The 20,198-nt window shown below is 40.8% G+C and carries 15 protein-coding genes; 7 read left to right on the forward strand and 8 right to left on the reverse strand.

Annotated elements, in window-relative coordinates; genetic code table 11:
- Positions 1 to 54: 54 nt before the first annotated feature.
- Entirely contained in the window at positions 55 to 2,934 is a 2,880-nt protein-coding gene (gcvP, locus tag C9J40_RS05520) for an aminomethyl-transferring glycine dehydrogenase (RefSeq protein WP_107246070.1), read from the forward strand.
- Between the two features lie 210 nt (positions 2,935 to 3,144).
- On the opposite strand, the gene C9J40_RS05525 is transcribed toward gcvP, so the two are convergent.
- Together C9J40_RS05525 and C9J40_RS05530 are read right to left on the reverse strand one after the other, a co-directional pair.
- Positions 3,145 to 3,735, reverse strand: coding sequence for a hypothetical protein (locus tag C9J40_RS05525; RefSeq protein ID WP_107246072.1), 591 nt, complete (start codon positions 3,733 to 3,735; stop codon positions 3,145 to 3,147).
- A gap of 312 nt (positions 3,736 to 4,047) precedes the next feature.
- Positions 4,048 to 4,422 carry a cupin domain-containing protein gene (locus C9J40_RS05530; protein WP_107246073.1) on the reverse strand — a complete coding sequence of 125 codons (375 nt, stop codon included), beginning with the start codon at positions 4,420 to 4,422 and terminating at the stop codon, positions 4,048 to 4,050.
- 586 nt (positions 4,423 to 5,008) lie between these two features.
- Between C9J40_RS05530 and C9J40_RS05535 the strand changes: the two genes are divergently transcribed.
- Positions 5,009 to 5,668, forward strand: a complete 660-nt coding sequence (locus tag C9J40_RS05535) for a cytidine deaminase (RefSeq protein WP_233217823.1) — start codon at positions 5,009 to 5,011, stop codon at positions 5,666 to 5,668.
- 247 nt (positions 5,669 to 5,915) lie between these two features.
- Here the strand turns inward: C9J40_RS05535 and C9J40_RS05540 are convergent, their stop codons facing one another.
- The 5 genes from C9J40_RS05540 to sigZ all read right to left on the reverse strand — a co-directional run bounded on the left by C9J40_RS05540 (position 5,916) and on the right by sigZ (position 13,599).
- Positions 5,916 to 7,439 carry a glutathione synthase gene (locus C9J40_RS05540; RefSeq protein WP_107246075.1) on the reverse strand — a complete coding sequence of 508 codons (1,524 nt, stop codon included), beginning with the start codon at positions 7,437 to 7,439 and terminating at the stop codon, positions 5,916 to 5,918.
- Between the two features lie 28 nt (positions 7,440 to 7,467).
- Complete coding sequence (locus C9J40_RS05545) at positions 7,468 to 9,297, reverse strand: ABC transporter ATP-binding protein (RefSeq protein WP_107208404.1); 1,830 nt, start codon at positions 9,295 to 9,297, stop codon at positions 7,468 to 7,470.
- Complete coding sequence (locus C9J40_RS05550; RefSeq protein WP_107246077.1) at positions 9,287 to 11,122, reverse strand: ABC transporter ATP-binding protein; 1,836 nt, start codon at positions 11,120 to 11,122, stop codon at positions 9,287 to 9,289. The genes C9J40_RS05545 and C9J40_RS05550 overlap by 11 nt, the downstream gene beginning before the upstream one ends.
- Complete coding sequence (gshA, locus tag C9J40_RS05555; RefSeq protein WP_107246079.1) at positions 11,119 to 12,792, reverse strand: glutamate--cysteine ligase; 1,674 nt, start codon at positions 12,790 to 12,792, stop codon at positions 11,119 to 11,121. Before gshA ends, C9J40_RS05550 begins: the two co-directional genes overlap by 4 nt.
- Before the next feature lie 216 nt (positions 12,793 to 13,008).
- Positions 13,009 to 13,599: an RNA polymerase sigma factor SigZ gene (gene sigZ, locus C9J40_RS05560; protein WP_107246081.1), complete on the reverse strand. Its 591-nt coding sequence runs from the start codon at positions 13,597 to 13,599 to the stop codon at positions 13,009 to 13,011.
- Positions 13,600 to 13,884: 285 nt separating this feature from the next.
- Between sigZ and C9J40_RS05565 the strand changes: the two genes are divergently transcribed.
- Positions 13,885 to 14,223 (forward strand): cytosolic protein, encoded by a 339-nt coding sequence (locus tag C9J40_RS05565; RefSeq protein ID WP_107208400.1) that lies wholly within the window; start codon positions 13,885 to 13,887, stop codon positions 14,221 to 14,223.
- Positions 14,224 to 14,413: 190 nt separating this feature from the next.
- Here the strand turns inward: C9J40_RS05565 and C9J40_RS05570 are convergent, their stop codons facing one another.
- On the reverse strand, positions 14,414 to 16,123 hold the full coding sequence (locus C9J40_RS05570) for a L,D-transpeptidase family protein (RefSeq protein WP_107208399.1): 1,710 nt from the start codon (positions 16,121 to 16,123) through the stop codon (positions 14,414 to 14,416).
- 797 nt (positions 16,124 to 16,920) lie between these two features.
- Here C9J40_RS05570 and C9J40_RS05575 point away from each other — a divergent pair.
- The 4 genes from C9J40_RS05575 (at position 16,921) to C9J40_RS05590 (ending at position 20,118) form a co-directional block, all read left to right on the forward strand.
- The gene (locus C9J40_RS05575) at positions 16,921 to 17,583 is read left to right on the forward strand and encodes a hypothetical protein (RefSeq protein ID WP_107246082.1); all 663 of its coding nucleotides are present in this window, start codon (positions 16,921 to 16,923) and stop codon (positions 17,581 to 17,583) included.
- A 34-nt stretch (positions 17,584 to 17,617) separates the two neighbouring features.
- Complete coding sequence (locus tag C9J40_RS05580; RefSeq protein WP_107246084.1) at positions 17,618 to 18,172, forward strand: hypothetical protein; 555 nt, start codon at positions 17,618 to 17,620, stop codon at positions 18,170 to 18,172.
- A 347-nt stretch (positions 18,173 to 18,519) separates the two neighbouring features.
- Complete coding sequence (locus C9J40_RS05585) at positions 18,520 to 19,161, forward strand: hypothetical protein (RefSeq protein WP_107246085.1); 642 nt, start codon at positions 18,520 to 18,522, stop codon at positions 19,159 to 19,161.
- A 321-nt stretch (positions 19,162 to 19,482) separates the two neighbouring features.
- Positions 19,483 to 20,118 carry a hypothetical protein gene (locus C9J40_RS05590; RefSeq protein WP_107246087.1) on the forward strand — a complete coding sequence of 212 codons (636 nt, stop codon included), beginning with the start codon at positions 19,483 to 19,485 and terminating at the stop codon, positions 20,116 to 20,118.
- The last annotated feature ends 80 nt before the right edge of the window (positions 20,119 to 20,198 follow it).

The raw sequence follows: 20,198 nt of genomic DNA on the forward strand, positions 1-20,198 counted from the left end.
ATGAATACCCTAAAGCCAGACACTGGTAACTAGGACAACGTTCAGGAAAGAACCATGACCAATACTCCTTTTCTTCAAGCCCTCAGTGACGATAATGATTTTTCACATCGCCATAATGGCCCTAATGCACTCGAACAACAGCGAATGTTAGAAACTATAGGTGTCGGTAGTATTGACCAGCTTATAGCGCAAACTGTTCCTGCTTCCATTCGTTTAACAGAGCCGATGACATTACCACAGGCACAAAGTGAAGCGGCAATGCTGGCAGAGCTTAAGCAGATCGCTGGCAAAAATATCATCAATAAAAGTTATATTGGTCAGGGTTATTACAACACGTTTACCCCAAATGTTATTCTTCGCAATGTATTAGAAAATCCAGGTTGGTATACCGCTTATACCCCTTACCAACCAGAAATCTCTCAAGGCCGTTTAGAGTCTCTGCTTAACTATCAGCAAATGATCATGGATCTAACCGCCATGGAGCTGGCTAATGCATCACTGCTTGATGAAGCCACTGCCGCAGCAGAAGCCATGACGCTATGTAAGCGCGCGGGTAAAAACAAAAGCAATGCATTTTTCATTTCAACCGATCTTCACCCTCAAACCATAGATGTTGTCACTACACGTGCCAAATACGTTGGTTTTGAAATCATCACAGGTAGTGCAGAAGATCTCGCGAAACACGATGTATTTGGTGCTTTACTGCAATACCCTGCTAGCAACGGTGAATTACTCGATCTTACTGACATCATTGAGACGGCACATGATAAGAAAACATTAGTCGCGGTGGCATCTGATCTACTGGCATTAACGGTATTAAAAGCACCGGGTGAAATGGGCGCAGATGTGGTTATTGGTAGTGCCCAACGTTTTGGTGTGCCGATGGGCTTTGGTGGTCCACATGCTGGCTTTATGGCAACCAAAGATAAACACAAGCGTACGATGCCGGGTCGTGTAATCGGTGTATCTAAAGATGCCAAAGGCAATCAAGCACTACGCATGGCAATGCAAACCCGTGAACAACATATCCGCCGTGAAAAAGCGACATCTAACATTTGTACAGCGCAAGCACTGCTTGCCAACATGGCAGCGTTTTATGCCCTGTACCATGGCCCTGAAGGCTTAAAGAAAATTGGCCGTCGTGTTCACCACTTTACTGCCGTTTTAGCTGCAGGCTTACGCAATAATGGTTTTGAACTAGAAAACCAACACTTCTTCGATACGCTAACAATCAAAACAGGCACTAAAACCAACGCGCTATATCAAAAAGCACTTGATGCAGGTATTAACCTTCGTAAATATAGCGATAAGTTGGGGATCAGTATTGATGAAACCACCCTTGCAAAAGATATCGAGCAGCTACTTGGCTTATTTACCAATCAAGATCTTAAAGTGTCGATGTTCAGTGATGACATTGCCGCAGATGAGTTCGCAGCTATTCCACCAGCATGTCGCCGAAGCAGTGCATACCTAACCCACTCTGTGTTTAACCGCTACCATAGCGAAACACAAATGATGCGTTACATGAAGCAGCTAGAAAACAAAGACTACTCATTAACTCACGGCATGATCCCATTGGGTAGCTGTACCATGAAGCTAAATGCAGTAGCAGAAATGATCCCAGTCACTTGGCCTGAGTTTGGACAACTGCACCCATTTGCACCACAAGCACAAACATTAGGCTATCAAGAATTAGCTAAAAACCTCTCTGAAATGCTGTGTTCAATTACAGGTTATGATGCGTTCTCGCTGCAACCAAATTCTGGTGCACAAGGTGAATATGCAGGTCTAATCGCTATTCAGCGTTACCATGAAGCCAATGGCGATAGCCACCGTAATGTTTGTTTGATCCCAAGCTCTGCGCACGGTACTAACCCAGCGTCTGCGGCAATGGTTTCAATGAAAGTAGTGGTGGTTGGCTGTGATGAGTTAGGTAATATCGATATTGATGATCTAAAAGCCAAAATCGAAAAACACCGTGATGCGCTGTCATGCATCATGATCACCTACCCGTCTACCCATGGCGTGTATGAAGAAGCAGTACAAGAAGTGTGTGATCTTGTCCATGAAGCTGGCGGTCAGGTTTACCTTGATGGTGCTAACATGAACGCGCAAGTAGGTTTAACTAGCCCAGGCTTTATTGGTTCAGATGTTTCTCACTTAAACCTACACAAAACCTTCTGTATTCCTCACGGCGGCGGCGGCCCAGGTATGGGACCTATTGGTGTAAAATCGCACCTTACACCGTTCTTACCGGGACATGTTGAAGATACAAATAGCGATGAACTGCAATATGCCGTATCTGCGGCAGCATTAGGTTCAGCGTCTATTTTGCCTATCTCATACGCTTACATTGCGATGATGGGAGAACAGGGTTTAACCCAAGCCACTGAACTTGCTATTTTAAATGCAAACTACGTGATGGAACGCCTTCGCCCACACTACCCTGTTTTATACCGTGGTACTGAAGGTCGTATTGCACACGAATGTATTATTGATTTACGCCCGATCAAAGATGCCTCTGGTATTTCAGAAGAAGATATCGCGAAACGATTAATGGATTATGGCTTCCATGCGCCAACTATGTCGTTCCCTGTCGCTGGCACATTAATGATTGAGCCAACTGAATCTGAAGACATAGCAGAACTGGATCGCTTCTGTGACGCGATGATTGCGATTAAAGAAGAAATCAACCTTGTTCAATCTGGCGAATGGTCATTAGACGATAACCCACTGGTTAACGCACCACACAGCCAAGTTGATATGATGGAATCAGAGTGGAAACACGCTTATAGCCGTGAAGTCGCTTGCTTCCCATCAGCACACACCAAAGCAGCGAAATACTGGCCGAGTGTTAACCGTGTTGATAACGTATTTGGCGACCGAAATCTTGTATGTTCTTGCCCAAGTATTGAGAACTATATTGAAGACTAAAGCCTATTTGAGATAACGAATTACGTTCGTTAATTTATTGCTAAATTAAAAAGCGAACCCACAAGGTTCGCTTTTTTTATGAGTGGGATAAATATACAGCGTGATCGATATTGTTCGGGTGAACATTTATTAATTTACGTCTATCAATACCGATATGAGATAGCAGAAGCCTTTAATATAAAGTTATAATTCGTGGCGTTCCCTCACGATTTATGTACTAACCCATCCAATTAAAATTAATATTAAACCAACAATCCACTTTAAGTTTACTCCTTGTAATACAGGAATAGAGGGAATAACCGTGGTATTTTGAATAGATGCCAATTTAAACTCCCAAGCTTTTTGAAATTCAGGATTGGTTACTATCTTATAAAGATCTCTTCTGCTTCTATATCTTATAATGAAAATAGCGTCCCACTCTTCCTCAGTAGCTGGTTGTGAAAAAGTAGTGAGTGGTTTTGATACGAGAACAGGATGGCAACCATGCTTAAATAAAAGAGGGAAAACAACTTTAGCGTAATTTCTATCTATACTTTCAAGTGCTCCCATATCCTTACTTTCTAGATCTTTTTTGTCCTTAATAAGGTTGAGCATGTAAAACGCTTTTCCATTGTCAGTTCTAGCAAACAAATTAACGGCATTGGGGTTAACCGTGGTTTTAGGTTGATCTTCTACACGTTGCCCACTTAATGCTTTATATAAATCTTTTCCTTCCTCTTCGGTAAGTGATGAAATCCACCACCCGTCATACCAGCAAGCAAAGCACAGAAATATAACGATCAGAATTGTATATAGTATCATTGGAGTTTAATCATTATGTTAGAGATTTTTAAATATTAGTACGAGACAATGAGCTATACCATCAATACTGAACAGATTGTAAGTTTTATCAGCATTATATTCAGCCAGCTCACCATGTAAGGCTATTTTAGAATTCAAACAAATTAACGGCCTCTAGCAAACTTTGAGACAAAAACGGGTTAGGTAATTTGCTTTATTTAGGCTGGTAGTATTAAGAAAAATAAGGGTAACGGCTGCCATAAACAGAGCAAAATACACGGCTACACTTAAGCAAAAATACCGTGTTTTTGTCATCCGATGTAATGGGCTTTGTTATGTGATTTTTATACTTTGACTTGGAAAAGACACCTCTAATACTAAACAATCCTCGTCGCAAACAAACGGACCATGTACTTCTCCGGGTGGACGACTTGCAAAATGCCCCGTTTCCAACCACTGATCAAATGCCATATCATAAAGCCTACCGGAGATGATAAATATTTCCTCTGGATAATCATGTGATTTACCACCAAACTCTTTTGTATCTGCGCCTGCTTTAAAACGAGTAAGTCGAGTGTAATCTCCTGATATTTCATCTATGGCAAGCGTTAATTGCTCAAGCATACCTGAACTACCTTCAATCGGTTCCCACTTGTTCTTATTTGATTCGGCTAATACATTCCAATAGGTTGCTGTGCTTTTAGACATACTCAATTCCTTTATCTAAATCAGTGTATTAATAAGCATTCTTACTTTTATACAAAAATATACGCATAAAATACCTTCATCATACTCGATATAATCTCTATATATTATGAGGTTGATAGCGTTTTTTTACATCTAACGCTTTATGAGAGGATGAGGCAGAAAAATAAGCTAGCCACAATAGCTAACTCATGTTTAACAGAAATCATTTTCGGAAAAAAATTAGCACATCATAAATAACTGCAGGAATGAAAAGTCACTTAACGTTGTGGTCAATATTTATTGTGTCGAACATGAGTGTTAGTAGCAGTAACGCACATTGTGTTCCCTGACAAAAAAGAGATGAAACTGAATTTGCTGCGGCTCATATTGAATTAAAAAACAATGTAAAAGTTTGCTTTATCGATCAAAGTTTTGAATTGTAATACACCCTACTACCACTGCCATTAGGTAATTAATCACAGTTTGTCATTTTTAATTTACGATACATTGTACATTGATAATTCCATTGATAGCCTTTTTTTCTCATATAATGAAGGGAAGTAACATTATGAGATATATAAGAATTATCGGTTGTGCTTTAGCAGTAATGCTTTTGTCTGGATGTGTATCTAAAAAAGCAATGGATATTCCATCTGACTTTTGGCAAACGGGAGGAGATAAAAATATCGCAGTTGCATTTGTCCAACCACCAGAAATGCAGGCGCATCGATCAGGTGCTGAAGGTTTACTTGATCTTGCTATCAACGAAATGGTGACTGATAGTGTTGAATCTCATATTCAATCACTAACGCATGATAAGTTTGAAGTAGGCAAGTCAAAAGTTGCGAAATTGATAGAGAATCGGGGAAGCCACAGCGTGATTATCCCAGAATATTATAAAGCGACTGACGAACATAAACTTCCAAAAGATGAACTTAAAAAAGGTTACTTCGATTACGATGTTTCTGTCGTGAAGGATCAGTATCAAGCAACACATCTACTTGTTATCCAAATCATGGCTGCGGGCACGCTGCGTGATTACTACGGCTTTATTCCTCTTTCAAAACCTCGTGGCTATGTGAATGCGGAGGTCACGCTGGTTGATCTGGGAAACAATAAGATCGTAATGGAGCATCGAATTTTAGAAGAAGTACTGTTACCAGAAGATGTTGATTGGGATGATTCAGATAATCAATACCCGGAAATTACGAAGGTTGTCAATCTGGCGTTGGAAAGAGCGGCAAATCGACTACCGGAACTATTGTAATAAAGTCATTGAAAAAAGAGCCTATTGGGTAAATGCCGTTCACATAAGTGTGAACGGCATTTTTTGATTCTTTCACATTATGCTTACGAGTAGACTTAACGCATTATTGGACAATTCTGAGTTAGCGCCTTTGCTAATTTAGCAATATACGAATAACTCTAGGTACTGGAAAATCGCGCGATAGAGGACTAATTTCGTAACATGGCTCGATATAGAGCCATCAAACAGATACATCGCGAATATATAGTTAGTTATTAATCAAGACTAACGAGTCCAAAATCCCCTGCCCGCTATGTATTCCGCCCTCATTCTCACTGGCAGGCTTACTGCGTATTAAGTATCCAGCATAACCGTTATTTTCAGTAACAGGCTTACCTTGATAATGCGCAGTAAAAAGCCCCACTTCACTAACAAGGTCGCTAACTAAGGTTTGCTTGCCATCTCGAACGGCAATGGTTGGGGTGTCGCGTTCATGTGGGTACAAGCGCTGCATTAACGTCCACGCATTGTATTCTTCTGGCTTTAGTCGTTGCAAAATAGCACTAATATCCTCTCCAAATACGCAGTGACCGCCACCTTCCCCTTGGTTCTTCAATACCCACTCTTTTTTATTCGCATTCTGATAAAACCATTCAATACTTTCTGCGGTGATCGCCTTCATCTCTGCCAACACGCTTTTCACTAAATGGGCTTCATTAAGGGACAATCCCCATTGAATATAAGCTTCGGCTGGCATTTGCGTTAATAGCATTTGCATAGATTTGCTCGTCGCTAATTGTTGACTGATGGTGGCATTCATCGCCACGTAATGCTTTTCAATAAACAAGCGAGTTTGGCTCAATGTGTGACAACAAATGTCTTCATCCAACTCTGGCGCGCAGTAATCTGAATATTGGTAACCCGCGCGTAAATACACGGTATCAATAGCGCCAACACCATCAAGGATTAAACGCTGGTTATCACCACTTGAAAGTTGAGTGCTCAATTGCTCGAATGTACGTCTAACGGTACGAACGCCCAACTTATGTAATGCCACCTCCAAAAGATGTTGGTCATACACATTGTCTTCTCCTTTTTGGACGATCATTAAGAATGTTGGCTTTTGATCAGGATTTTTGCTTACACCATTCTTGTCAGAATCAGCAAAATGAGCTTGAACCTTTTTTGCTGCTGTTGCGATGCCTAGGGCTAATTGTTCCAATCCTTGGTTATCGGCAGGTGTTGCTGAATCATCTTCTAGCCACTCTAGGTAAACCTCGTTCCATTGGTTTTCAACAAAACGATGCAGCTCGAAAGCACGTTGACCGAAAGGGCCCATTCCCGCCGCTATGCCATTAAATTCAATAACTTTCGCCCCGTATTGTCGGTCATCCATAAAATCTGTTCTCATTAATAACAGCGGCTGACGAGCAGGTTGCTTAGGGGCGGTTTTATCGCCATGAGCTTGTTGATGGAGCTCCATTAAGCGACCGAAGAACGGGTCGGCTTTCGCCATCTCACTCAATGAGGTTTGCAGAAAACGATGATCTTCAGAAACGTTGCTCACCAATTTAGCAATCAATGGCGTGACCTTACGTAGGTGGTCATACGTTGAACGTTCCATTGTCATCGGCGCAATACTAAAGGGAACATGCCTTGCGGTATTGTCAGCCTGACGAAATGCTACGCCGTGCATGATTTCCCACTCAAGGATGTCTTCAATCACTTGCTCAGATACAAATTGTGTTTGATCAGTATCATTAGATTCGATGTGCGTTGTGTGGTTTTTCATAATGTTCTTGCTCGTCATAATTAACTATTTATGCTGCACTGGCGGCGGTTAAACCAAGCGTGCTGTTTTGAGTGTCATGTTCTTCTTGCGCTTTTTGACTCAGGTACAAATCTCGATAGTCGCCATCTTGAGCAATCAGTTCTTGATGTGTGCCTCTTTGTACGACCTTGCCGCTGTTCATCATCAAAATCTGATCAGCGTTTTGAATGGTAGATAACCGGTGTGCCACAGCAATAACCGTTCTGCCGCCCTGGATATTATCAAGCGCCTGTTTAACCGCTTCTTCCGATTCACTGTCGATATTCGCCGTGGCTTCATCGAGTAGAAATATTTTCGGATCGTGGGAAATCGCCCGAGCTAACGCCAATAACTGCCTTTCCCCAACGGAAAGCGAGGCACCGCCATTACCTGGTTTGTGTTCAAAACCATCAGGTAGACGATGAATGAATCGGTCTGCTTGCACCAATTGGGCTGCATGAATCGCTCTCTCACGGCTTTTCGCCAATGTGTTTGCACTTGTTTTATCAATGGTAAGAACATCGTGAGATAAGTTAATGTTATCTTCAATTGAACCACTAAAGATGGTTGGATCTTGCGATACCAAGCCAAACAACTTACGCAATTGTGCTTCTGGAAGAGTTCGAAGCGATTGCCCGCCAATGAAAATGTCACCCTGCTGTTGTTGATAAAAACGCATTAACAGATTGATTACGGAGCTTTTCCCGCTTCCGGTATGGCCGACAATTGCGGTGAACTCACCACTTTTTGCTGTAAAGCTAACGTCTTTAAGCACGGGGTTATCTTCTTCATACCCCATAGTGACATTGCGAAACTCAATATCGTGACTATCATTGAACTCTACCTCTGGCATCACTTGATGATGAACCTCAGACTCATCGTCTAGTAGCTCAAAAATACGTTTTGACGATACCGTAGCAACCTGCAATTTATGCAGTTCCATCGATAACTGTCGGAACGGGTCAAAGAATCGCTCAACATAGTTTAAGAAAGCGTATAAGGTGCCCACTTCCACAACGGTCGACATTGAAGCCCCTGCAAACCAGGCAACAATACCCGCTACGGTCAGCGTCCCAATCAAACGGGTCAATGGCAACAACATCAAACTATCAATGGCTACCGATTTGGTTCTGAAGTTAAACCAGCTTTGATTTTCTTTCTCAAACTTGGTTTGAAAGCGTTTCTGCTGGCGAAACGCTTGAATCAACGCCATTCCCTGTAACGACTCATTGATTTGGCCATTGATGTTGCTGACTTGAACTCGAATGCCATCAAATACTGGCGTTGAAATCTTGCGATATAGATGCATGGTCACAAGTAATATGGGGATCAAAACCAAGCTTAATAACATCAAACGCCAGTCTAAAAACGCCATAGCAATAAAAGTGGCTAAAATACGTAAGGTTCCTTGAACCACGGTAGGTAGCGTCGACACGAACATATTTCGCAATGACTCAGTGTCGTTAGTAATGTAAGAGACCAGCTTCCCCGTCGGCAGCTTGTCGAATGTCGCAATGGGAAAGTTCAGCACATGGCGAAATAACTGCTCGCGCACATCTTTGACCACAAGCAATGCGCCGTGTTTAAAAGCGACCGCCTGAAAATACCCGAACACCGCAGCTAAAACGTAAAAAAACATAACCAGCCCAATCAAAAAGATAAGCTGTTGCCATTCAAATTGCTGAGGCACGATTACGTCATCAAGGACACTTTTTGCCAACCAAGGAATTGTCATTTCTGCACTGACCGCTAGCCCCAACATGACAAATGCAAAACCAAAACGAGCTTTGTGCGGCAATGCAAACGCTAACAAACGGCGATAAAGCGTATTATTTCCCATGGTAGATCTCCTTCAGAGCAGGATCGTTGTTAACGTTAAAAGTACTGCTTGAACGTGCATGCAATGCTTCTGCGCTCACCAACGGGCCTTTCTCCCCTAACTGACTTTGACGCTGATAAACCATGGAATACCAACCTTGGTTTGCCAATAATTGATGATGAGAACCGCGTTCCTCCACCTGACCATCGTTTAATACTAAGATTTGGTCAGCTTCAATAAGGTTGGTCAGGCGCTGGGTGACAAGCAGCATCGTTTTGTGAGAATAATACGATTTTAAATTTTGACGAACTTGCGCCTCTGTTTTTATATCTAATGCGCTGAAAGGATCATCTAACAACAAGATATCAGTGTCCGACAGGAGTGCTCTAGCAAGTGTTAATCGCTGCTTTTGACCCCCCGATAGATTCGTACCGCCTTCTCTAAGTCGGGTATCAAAACCCTCGGGCATCGCTTCAATTTCTGCTCGAATAGAAGCCATGTCTGCCACATGCTTTATTTCAGCCAACGACGCATTCGGTTTTGACAGGGCAATGTTCTCTGCGATCGTGCCGGAAAATAAATACGGCTTTTGAGGAACCCAAGCCATTTTGCTGCGCAAAGCATCAAAGGTGAGGCTGTCACTTTGCATGCCTGAAACATGAATACTGGATGGCTGCTCAAGTTTAAATTGACGCAAAGCCAGATGCAGAAGCGTACTTTTGCCACTGCCTGTTGGCCCAGTAATGCCCACTAATCCACCTGATGGCACTTCAAACTTTACGCTCTCCAAAACTCTTCGATTTGATTGCTCATAGCTAAATTCTCGGATATCAAATGACATACTTGAATCCGAATCTTTGGCTAATGTTAGATCCCCCTCAACCACTTCCGAGTGTTCCGCAAACAAATGCTCCAACCGACGCCAAGAGGTCTTACCCCGTTGAAAGACATTGAATTGCCAACCAAACTGCATAAATGGACCCAGCAGTTGACCAAGGTACAAAGTAAAAGTCGTAAAGAGACCGACAGTGATACTACCCTGTTCGATTAACCATGCGCCGTATCCAAGAGCGATCACAAACGACAATCCGTAAACCAATTGTATTGTTGGAGTGAACGCTGCATCGACTTTCGCTACAGTCAGATTGGCATCGACCGTTTGGTCTAAGGTTTGTCCAAAGCGTTGTTCTTGACGACCAGAAATACCGTGTGTACGAACCGCACGAATGCCCGATACCGTTTCACGCGTCTCTTCCGTTAAATCAGAAAATGCAGACTGTGCCTTTCCAAAAGCTTTATGTAGCTGCACTCCATAACGACGAGTGATCAGCACTAACAACGGAAAGGGAAGCAGCGCAATGGCGGTCAGTTCACCACTGACAACAAAAATCATCCCTAAAATGACGGTTATACCTGCGATGAAAGAGTCCACTAACGTCATAATTCCCATGCCCATAGTCTCTTCAACAGCGTTAAGATCATTGGTTGCATGCGCCATTAAATCACCAGCACTGCGGCGAGCATAAAAGGCAGGAGGAAGTTGTGAGAACTTTTGAAACAATTCACTGCGCATCACACGAGTAATCGCAATAGACGCCCCATATAACTTGCTTTGCCACACAAAGCGCAGACCATACATTGCCGCACCCGAAACAATGATTCCACCGACGTAGATAACTAGGTTGTGTGCATCTAATGTTCCTTGATTAATGCCGTCGACTACTCGACCGATCAGCCATGAAGGCACCAAATTGATCAAAGCAACCAACTGCAAAGCGATAAGGGCAATGAGATAGTGCCGGCCATACATTTTGATGTAGCCTTTTAATTTCCAAAGCATATTCATAATTGATTAGCTGGCTCTTTATTGTCTTGAAATTGCATCGAATATCTTTGCATTGATAATGCGGCATCAGCCCGAGAAGGCATTTCACAATTGATATGACGTTTTTGGGCTAAATACTCATCAAAGTTTTCTTCATTTCCTGCCTCTAGCTGTTTTTGCTCAAGTAAAGAGTTGTATGCCAGCATTTGTAATTGCGTCATTTCATCGTCAGAGAGCGTATCGCTCAAATATCCTTGTTGGTGCTCGTCTGAATAGCTTTTCATTAACGTTGTGAAGTTTAGGTTTTCTTGCTCCATAACCGATAAAATCTGTGCTGAAGGCGTTAACTGGCTGGTATCAAACTTGGCTTGTTCACGCATCACGGCTTTCTCATAGCCATTAGTATTCTGCCCGCCATCCATGATGGTCGCCATTTTGGCTAACAGGTTCATTAGTGGTTTCGCCAAATCCGTCAGTAGCACCTCACCATTCAAGGTAGGCAACATCAAATTCGGCTTTCTGCCCTGTGTCGCGACCAACTCTTGCCTTTGCATAATCAAGGTTCTTTCCTGCTTACTTATTTCAGGGCTAGGCGATAATGCGCTGTAAAGTAGAAATAGATCGATGAATTGACTTTGAAGTTCATCAATACCAAGCGGTAACAAAGGATTATTGTCCAAACTGCGTAATTCTATGTATTCCACCCCGTAATGACACATGGCCACCAATGGGCGCATTTGTGCATTGACAATTTTAGGACGTATGGAACCGTATAATTCATTTTCGAGTTGAAGAACCGAACCATTCAACTGCTGATGCTCTGCTAAGTATGAATATTGCACACTGGGTTGAGTTAATGCTTTGCATAGTCCGATCAGATAATCCTGTTTGCTATTAAAGCTGATCGGGAATCGAGATTGCTCACTACTTCCGTACCCTAAGTTACTTAAGCGCAACGATGTCGCCCAAGGTAAGTAATCTGTCGTGCTATCTAACTGCAGTAACTGATAAGGCTTATCTCGCAGATAGCTCTTGTCGGCTGCGGGTGAAGCACCAAACAAATATGGAATGATCCAACCATTGCGTAGAACATTGCGGATCAGATGAAAATATCGCTCAGAAATAAAATCTTCTAGCGGCAATTGACTTTCTGTATTTGCATGAAGCATCTGCCAGAAAGGTTTTGGTAACGAAAAATTGTAATGAATGCCTGAAATAAGCTGCATTCTTTTTCCATAACGGTTTGCTAAGCCTTCTCGATAACGCATCTTCGCCATACCCACATTGGATGTGCCATAATTTGCTATCGCAATATCACTATCTAAAGGTAGAGACGGAGGCATACTTGCCGCCCACATTGATTCACCTTCCGGCAAATGTGTAGCTACAAAGTGGTGTAACGAAGCCAATTTTTTAAATGTTTCCTTTCTACCGGTCACCGCAGGCGTCACTAGTTCCAACTGTGCTTCTGAAAAATCGGTCGTGATGTATGGGTGAGTCAGTGCGGAACCTAGCGATTTCGGATGGGGCCGGTGCGAAAGCTGAGCACTTGGTGTCACTCGAAGCATTTCACGCTCTATACCACGACGAACACCTTGCAGTGTATCTTGCACATCATCACTTGCTATAAATACCAACAGCGACTCATCAACCAGAGTCTCTATATCAATTGGGGTGGCTTTATTTTTCATTTGTCTTATTCAATAAAAGTGTTATTCACTCTGTGAAGACGCAATAAAACCAAAAAAGACGCAAAAATATTCGCTATTTTTATAATTAATTTTTGACGAAAATGTGGATGGGAAAGGCAAGGAAAAAACGCTGTTGTTAGGCAAGGTAATGAGGCTGTCACAAGTGCATCATAGTAAAAATCATGCAGTTGTACGCCCCAGTATTCAAGAAATCATCTAGAGTGTGGTCACCTGGGCTGATTGATGAACACCGTCATTCATCGCGCTTGTTTTGCAGAACTCTACGCACTTTGGATCAGGGTCAAAATCGACAATTCCCTCACCTCCTTCTTCGATGTTGCAGCAATCCATTAAGATCTCTTTTAGCTTTACGCGACCTCGTTGAATGCGACTCTTCGTTGCTGAAAGTGATAGCCCTAATTGTTCAGCAACAGCCTGCTGCGACAATCCATCAAGCTCTGCAAGAATCATCACTTGCCGGTATTTCTCGGGCAAGCAATCAAACATTGGACGTAAACACTGCGCCACCGCTTGCAGGTTAATTAGCTCTGCTGACATTTCTTCTGCCACTTGATTGTCAAGCAACTCTTCGTGAATTTGTTGAGTCCGATAAAAATCCATAATCGTATTATGCGTAATGCGATACAACCAATTGTGGAGCTTATCTCTCGATTCTAGTTGTTCAATCTTTTGACTGGCCTTGATGTAAACGTCCTGCAAAATGTCATCAGCTAAATCAAGATCTCCCGTCTTTTTCACTATGTAACTTCTTAGTTGATCTTTGTGTATGAGCCACTCTGCTAACATAGCGTTTCCTCAATTATCGATACCTACTCACTATATTTCGATAATAATCGAAATATAGTGAGTAGGTAAAGCGCAAAGATCTAACAATTCAAGCAACCATTCCCTGTCACATTTAAGGCATCCCATGTCCGCGCAAATGAAAGCAACAAAATGAGCTACTTTTTCAGGCTTACGTTTCTTGTCGCCACGGTCACTCTCAATACCTCGCTAGTTTTAGGCGCAATATCTACTCCACTCAGCCCTGATAGTGATAGAATCTGCATATCAGAATTACCGAGAAACTCTATGTTTATCCATCACGTTAACGACATTGACTGGCTGGTGATCACAGCTTTTGAAGAATTCAAAACTATGTTTATCGAAGAAGCCGGTAAAATACCTTATTGCTTCTCTACCACCAGCGAATTAAGCCTGATTGATCAAGCCAAGCGGACTTATGGGTATTTGCCTGTACTCCGCGGTGTTATCACCGATACAGGTACATTTCAAAGCAAAGATAACGAAGAAGGTTTGAACCCACAACTTGCTTGCCTCGTTGAAGGACGCGGTCGAGTGTTCATCTATCACGGTGGCTTTGTCGCTTTTGTGGATGACGAGCAAACCTTTATAACCCGAATAGACTGAAAATTGATCAGTAATTACTCATCGAAAAATTGGCATCCCTCCCCGCTCATCCGTCAGCATTTCATTTATTAACAGCAGCCTATAAATATTGCCCGATTAAATACAGCAAAAAGGCTAAGTGTATTGCACTTAGCCTTTTTCATACGCTGAATAAGCGCTTTATTCTTCGAAACTAAAACCTACTTTCGAATTAACTACTTTGCCCATTCAATGCCAGTGCCATACGTTGATGAGTGCGGTAATTGGGAATCGAAATAAATTGATTCTGAATCGGTTTAGCGCGAGGGCTATCGTAACCGTAAATATCAGGACGTATCGCTAACTGACCATTCGGTGTTACCCATGCCGTTAAGTAAGCCACATCAAGGTTCACATGTGTATCCAAGCCAATCTCACGGTGGTTGTTGGTATTAATCATATCGTCAACAGAAGGCAAGTTAGGCATATTTTGGTAAGACAAAATAAGTGTCGCCATTTTACGTGGTTGTTGTACACGCATACAGCCAGAGCTTAAATCACGATGACGACGATTAAACAATGGATACTCTGATTGCGCTTCATCATGCATATACACAGAGAATGAATCAGGCATCAAAAATGCAACTCGTCCAAGCGCATTTTCAGGGCCAGGATCTTGACGAAACTCATGAGTAAATGTTTTTGGATTTACCGTTGCCCAGTCAATAGAACTCGGTGGCACAACAGAGCGATCACTCCAGCTATTAATCACATCCATACGACTATTCGTTAAGAAATTAGGATTTGCTTTAGCCGATGGAATCGTATTCTGCACTTTAATGGTTTCAGGTACATACCAGTATGGGTTTATCACAACCGTATTAATGTATGACTGAAACAAATTGGTTGGACGTTTTGGCATCCCATCAATAATTTTCGACTCAAATACTGGCTTTTGATTATCGTATAGCGTCATTTTGTAATCAGGAATATTCACAATAATTTGTGGACCATCCCCTTCTAATTGGGCAAAACGCTCACGTTGTAAGTTTAATGCAGCAAGACGTACCAAACTTGAATAAGGGCGTGTTAATTGACTCATAACGTCAGGCCCGATAATGCCGTCCATCTTCAAGCCATAGTTTCCTTCAAAAGCTTTGATCGCTTGGTTAATCACACCAGTATTGGTAATTGTTGCTTGAGCCACAACTTGTTGATACTCAGGCTGAGTTAAATAACCCAGATTCCAAAGCACCGTTGCAACTTTGTCGCCATAAGGGATCGGCTCACCAATGCTAATAACCTTATCGAAGTGAACAACACTTGAATCCAGTGGGTTAGCTGGCAAACTTAATAAATGGTTAATCACCCCCATTGTTGGAACAAACTGCGAAGAAGGAATAAGAGAATTGATTTTTTGAACCGTTAATGGGAAATATTTCTGCGCCATTGTTAACGACAAAGGCGTTAATTTTACTGGCTGTGAATTGTATAACGGTCGAGGATCTTGCATTAACTGGTGCACATAATCCACGTACACCAAATAGGTATCCGTTAATAGTAAATCAAAGCCACGCTCATCTTGCCTTGTCTCTAATTTCTTCAACTCTTGTAGGCGCTGCTTCATACCAGGTAGTGTATCTGAATCTGCCAACGCTTGTAATTGCGGCATGATCGCACTGACAAGCGCAGGGTTTAACCAAAATGGCATGAAGTTATTATCAGCATATAGTGCATCTAAGATGTTATCGTTACACACTTTTACGGTTGATTGCGGACATAAAGACGCAGTGCTATTTATCTTAACACCATCTAACACATGCCAATCTAAATCTGGTTGCGCCACATTATTAGCAGCGAAAGCCGAGCCACAAGTCAATAAAGCCGAAACCGCCATTACCGAACCAATGAATGTATTTATTTTTTTTCGACTAAACTTCATCCAACATTCCTTAACTAAAACTAAGGAAGTAAAATTTTACCTCCTTAGCATTTAAATCATTCTCATTAAAAAGTGACAAAGATTTCAAAGTAACTAATAGTGAGTAATTTATGCTAAAAAACGATAAGTGGAAATAACACTTTCGGAATATTAAATTTTAACCTGAACTTTGTTCGATTGCGGTTGATAAAAAATGATGCAGTAAAGATCATTAATTGTTTGTTTTGTTAAAATAAATTTCTCAAAAGTGCCAGTGAATCATTATTTACAAATAGTAAATAAAAGCGAAATAAATTGAACGATATTCGGTAATTTAAAACTAAATGCAAACCAATAATAGAAATGAACTGATTCTTTTTTTGTGCACGCGAATGCCGCTAGTTATTCTAACTCATTTCTAGCCCAAAACTTGTTAGATCAAAAACTCATTCATACAGTATTAACTTGATTTTGGATTAGTTTTATTTACTGTATATATCAACAGTTATAATGAAACGTGGTGATTTTATCGCTTGAGTTCCGTTTTTAATAAGAAACATTTCTCGTTAAAAACAGAGATAAACCCATAAATAATTGATAATTAAACAATTTAATATTTCGATTTGTATTTAATAAGACTGATTAAATACATTTCTTACTTTTCACACCCTCTTTCAAATCGATAAATGTAAGAAAGTGCCATCAAGTTCATAATATGCAACGATTATATCGAGTATGGTAAAGGTATTTCATGAGTATATTTTTGCGCGAAAGTAAGAATGCTTATTAATATACTGTTAAGGCCACACAGGAAGATTATGCTAAATCGAATTATCGCAATTTTTGTAAGTGCTATTTTTATCTCTACAGTTGCACAGGGGAAAGAAGTGACTGATAAAACCGAAATAGGAAGCTCTGCGACAGAGTGGCGCCACATGTATTTCATTGGAATATCTAAAGGAAGCCCAAATGAAATAGATTTATCGGAGGGGCAAGTGCAAGGCTTGCTGTCTATGGTAAATGTTGGCCCTGCAATTTCTAATGGAGCAGCCATTAAGCCGGAATACCTTATCAATTCAAAAGGCACGACACCCTGGCTTGCTATGTTCGCATTAGTGCACGCCAAGCAGCCTTCTGCGCTTCCAATAATTGCAGAAGGGAAATCACGGATTCATATACCCACACAATTTATTAGTGGTACTTTTAATAGCCATAACAATTGGCCTCCCGAGATGCTTGCTAAATATGATATGAAATTAGAGGGGTATAATACGTTTGTAATACCTTTTCTAATCCACTCTAGCGCAAATCCAGTCAGTAATTTATCTCAATCAATGAAGGCGCCAGATGGCAGTCTAGAAATATTTAATGTTAATGAGTTTTCGGAGAAATCACCTGAGGAGCTTCTAGTTAAAATATCAGACATAGTGAAATTCATTAAAGAAAGTAGGCCTGATATTGCGCAAGCGGTGCAGCCTTAACAAGTCAAAGCACGCAGATAAGGATCGTATTTCAATGAAACAACAAACCCTGTTTTCAGGTAATATATTTGTATTATACAGTCAATTTTACATTGAGTGTGAAGACCCAGATGATTCACTGCTACCTAGTAATCCTTTTCATAAACAACAAAATGGACTCTGTGGAGCTGCTCAGAGCGAAAGATTATTTTTTACAGCGGCTCCTACAGACTCATTAATCAACCTTGAAATCGAACTACTTGACTCAAAGCCAGAGGTAGATGAAAACTTCGATGAGATTGTTGAGGTGTCATTTACACGAGGTGCTAAAGATATACTTTTATGTGAATGGGCTCATGAAGAGGAATATCCATTAAATATACCAGAAGGAATCTATCGAGTACGTTATAACATAAAAGGTTTTGAGCTCGATTATGATTATGAAAATATGGAAGAGCCGGAAGATGACGAAGAACTATTACCTCCTCTCGACGGCCAAAAATACTTAATTCAGTTTTGGCCAAGTGATTTCAAAAGTGATCAAATACTTAAGAAGACTTCTGAATATGCTGCTTATTGGCATAATGTCGCAAAAGAAAAAAGCGTATAACCAACTGATATTTTAAAATTATTTGGAGTTACCCTTACTTTTTAGAGCAAAGTGCATAACAAACTTTTGTCCAAAAACGAGTTAGCTATTACGCTAACTCATTGTGAGCACTAAGCGACTTGCCATTACACTCACTTAAAAGAGAATATATCTAGTAAGTACTAAGAAAAATACCAACAACCTCCCCCTCTAAGCTGACAATTACCTGACATAACACCACAAAAATAGCGACTTTTGTCATAACCCTGTAAAAAGTAAGTTATTCTCACTGCAAATGATTGCTTTTAATTTATTAACAATCTAACATCTTCTGCAATATTTATTCATATATTGAAAAAGGGTTTTACATGAAGAAGTTATGTTTAGCAGCAATGGTAGCTACAGTACTTGTTGGCTGTAACGCAGGTGACGAAGTTGTAGAACACGGCGGTATCGACATCAATAATTTATCTCAAACCCAAAAACAAGATTACGCAGAGTTAACTGCCGATGCATTAGCAGTCATCGCGCAAGCGGCTGATAATTGTTCAAATGGAATGGCTGTTGGCGAGACAAAACAATGTGACCTTAGCGCTAGCAATACAACGACAAACATTATTGTAGCAAAAGGCCAAATTGACGTTGAACAACAGGAAAATCAAACTGTTATTGTTCATACAACAAAAGCAATGGAGTTTACCTCTCCAAATGCAGTGACAAACGGTGAAGTCATTTCACTTAATTTCAGTGAAAACCTTGATAAAGATTACAACATGACCCTTAAAACGCTACCTGGCGGAAATAACGTTACCTTTAAGGGAATGCTCATTAATACCGCTGACAGCGATGCAAAATATTGGTCTACTGAATCAACAACTGGGCTAGCTCTTAAATATGATGCCAATATCAAGCTTCCATCCCTTATCAGCGGTAATGCCGTAATTACTGGTAAAGATAACCAGACATTTAATTGGTCTACTGATAGTAATGGCGATATTACCGCTCAATAGAGTTACGCCTAGCATTCATTAACCAGCACTATAATCTAGTGCTGTTTTTTTACATTTAACCAATTGTTTATTAAACAATAAATTTCTTCCAGCTACGATAGCAGAAATAAGCAGTAACCTTTACTTTTCTAGGTTCAGTTAACATCATTTAATATCTGAGCAGTTCTGTTAGACAAGTGTCATGAAAATTATTTGAAAACAACCATTACTGTCATCTCTTTGTCAAAACCAAGTCATTAACACTGCGAATGATTGCTTTCAATTTATTAACAACCTACCCTCTCTCACAGTATTTATACATATATTGATAAAAGGTCTTGTATGAAGAAGCTATGTTTAGCGGCAATAGTAACAACAACATTATTAGGTTGTAATGTTGGTGATGAAGTTGTAAATCACGGCGGGATTGATGTTGATAACTTGAGCCATGCTGATTTACAAAACTATGCAGACGTAACTGCAGATGCCTTAACTGTTGTAGCAAAAGCAGCAAAGGACTGTGCTGAGAATCTACCGGTTGGTAATTCTAATGAATGTTATATTCCTGAAATTCAGGGAAATATTGATATTGCTGTTACAAAAGGCCGTATCAAGGTAGAAAAACAAACTGACAGAGTTGTTATTCATACCATTGAAGCGATGCAGTTTACCACCCACAACGCGATTGCAAATGGCGAAATTATTTCATTATCTCTGGATAAAAACACTGATGATGATGATTACATCATGGCGATGAATAATAGTAATCAAATCACATTTAAAGGTATGTTGGTTAATACTGCGGACAACGATACTACATACTGGTCTACCGAATCTACATCGCCACTGACTTACCGATACAATATCAATGAAGTTCATCCTTATATCACAAATGGTAGCGCGATTATTTCAGGTAAAGGTAACCAGTACTTTACTTGGTCTGCTGATGCAGATGGCGACATTTCTGTTATTCGATAAATGAATGATCGCCCAGCACGTCATTATACATTGGTCTATGCTGGACGATTAATAGAATCTTATTCATTACTATAATGAAT

It is taken from the genome of Photobacterium sp. GB-72 (assembly GCF_003026095.1).
Lineage (GTDB): Bacteria > Pseudomonadota > Gammaproteobacteria > Enterobacterales > Vibrionaceae > Photobacterium.

Coding starts and splice junctions, on each gene's coding strand:
- gcvP (WP_107246070.1), top strand. CDS start 55: ATGACCAATACTCCTTTTCTTCAAGCCCTCAGTGACGATAATGATTTT.
- C9J40_RS05525 (WP_107246072.1), bottom strand. CDS start 3,735: ATGATACTATATACAATTCTGATCGTTATATTTCTGTGCTTTGCTTGC.
- C9J40_RS05530 (WP_107246073.1), bottom strand. CDS start 4,422: ATGTCTAAAAGCACAGCAACCTATTGGAATGTATTAGCCGAATCAAAT.
- C9J40_RS05535 (WP_233217823.1), top strand. CDS start 5,009: ATGCTTTTGTCTGGATGTGTATCTAAAAAAGCAATGGATATTCCATCT.
- C9J40_RS05540 (WP_107246075.1), bottom strand. CDS start 7,439: ATGAAAAACCACACAACGCACATCGAATCTAATGATACTGATCAAACA.
- C9J40_RS05545 (WP_107208404.1), bottom strand. CDS start 9,297: ATGGGAAATAATACGCTTTATCGCCGTTTGTTAGCGTTTGCATTGCCG.
- C9J40_RS05550 (WP_107246077.1), bottom strand. CDS start 11,122: ATGAATATGCTTTGGAAATTAAAAGGCTACATCAAAATGTATGGCCGG.
- gshA (WP_107246079.1), bottom strand. CDS start 12,792: ATGAAAAATAAAGCCACCCCAATTGATATAGAGACTCTGGTTGATGAG.
- sigZ (WP_107246081.1), bottom strand. CDS start 13,599: ATGTTAGCAGAGTGGCTCATACACAAAGATCAACTAAGAAGTTACATA.
- C9J40_RS05565 (WP_107208400.1), top strand. CDS start 13,885: ATGTTTATCCATCACGTTAACGACATTGACTGGCTGGTGATCACAGCT.
- C9J40_RS05570 (WP_107208399.1), bottom strand. CDS start 16,123: ATGAAGTTTAGTCGAAAAAAAATAAATACATTCATTGGTTCGGTAATG.
- C9J40_RS05575 (WP_107246082.1), top strand. CDS start 16,921: ATGCTAAATCGAATTATCGCAATTTTTGTAAGTGCTATTTTTATCTCT.
- C9J40_RS05580 (WP_107246084.1), top strand. CDS start 17,618: ATGAAACAACAAACCCTGTTTTCAGGTAATATATTTGTATTATACAGT.
- C9J40_RS05585 (WP_107246085.1), top strand. CDS start 18,520: ATGAAGAAGTTATGTTTAGCAGCAATGGTAGCTACAGTACTTGTTGGC.
- C9J40_RS05590 (WP_107246087.1), top strand. CDS start 19,483: ATGAAGAAGCTATGTTTAGCGGCAATAGTAACAACAACATTATTAGGT.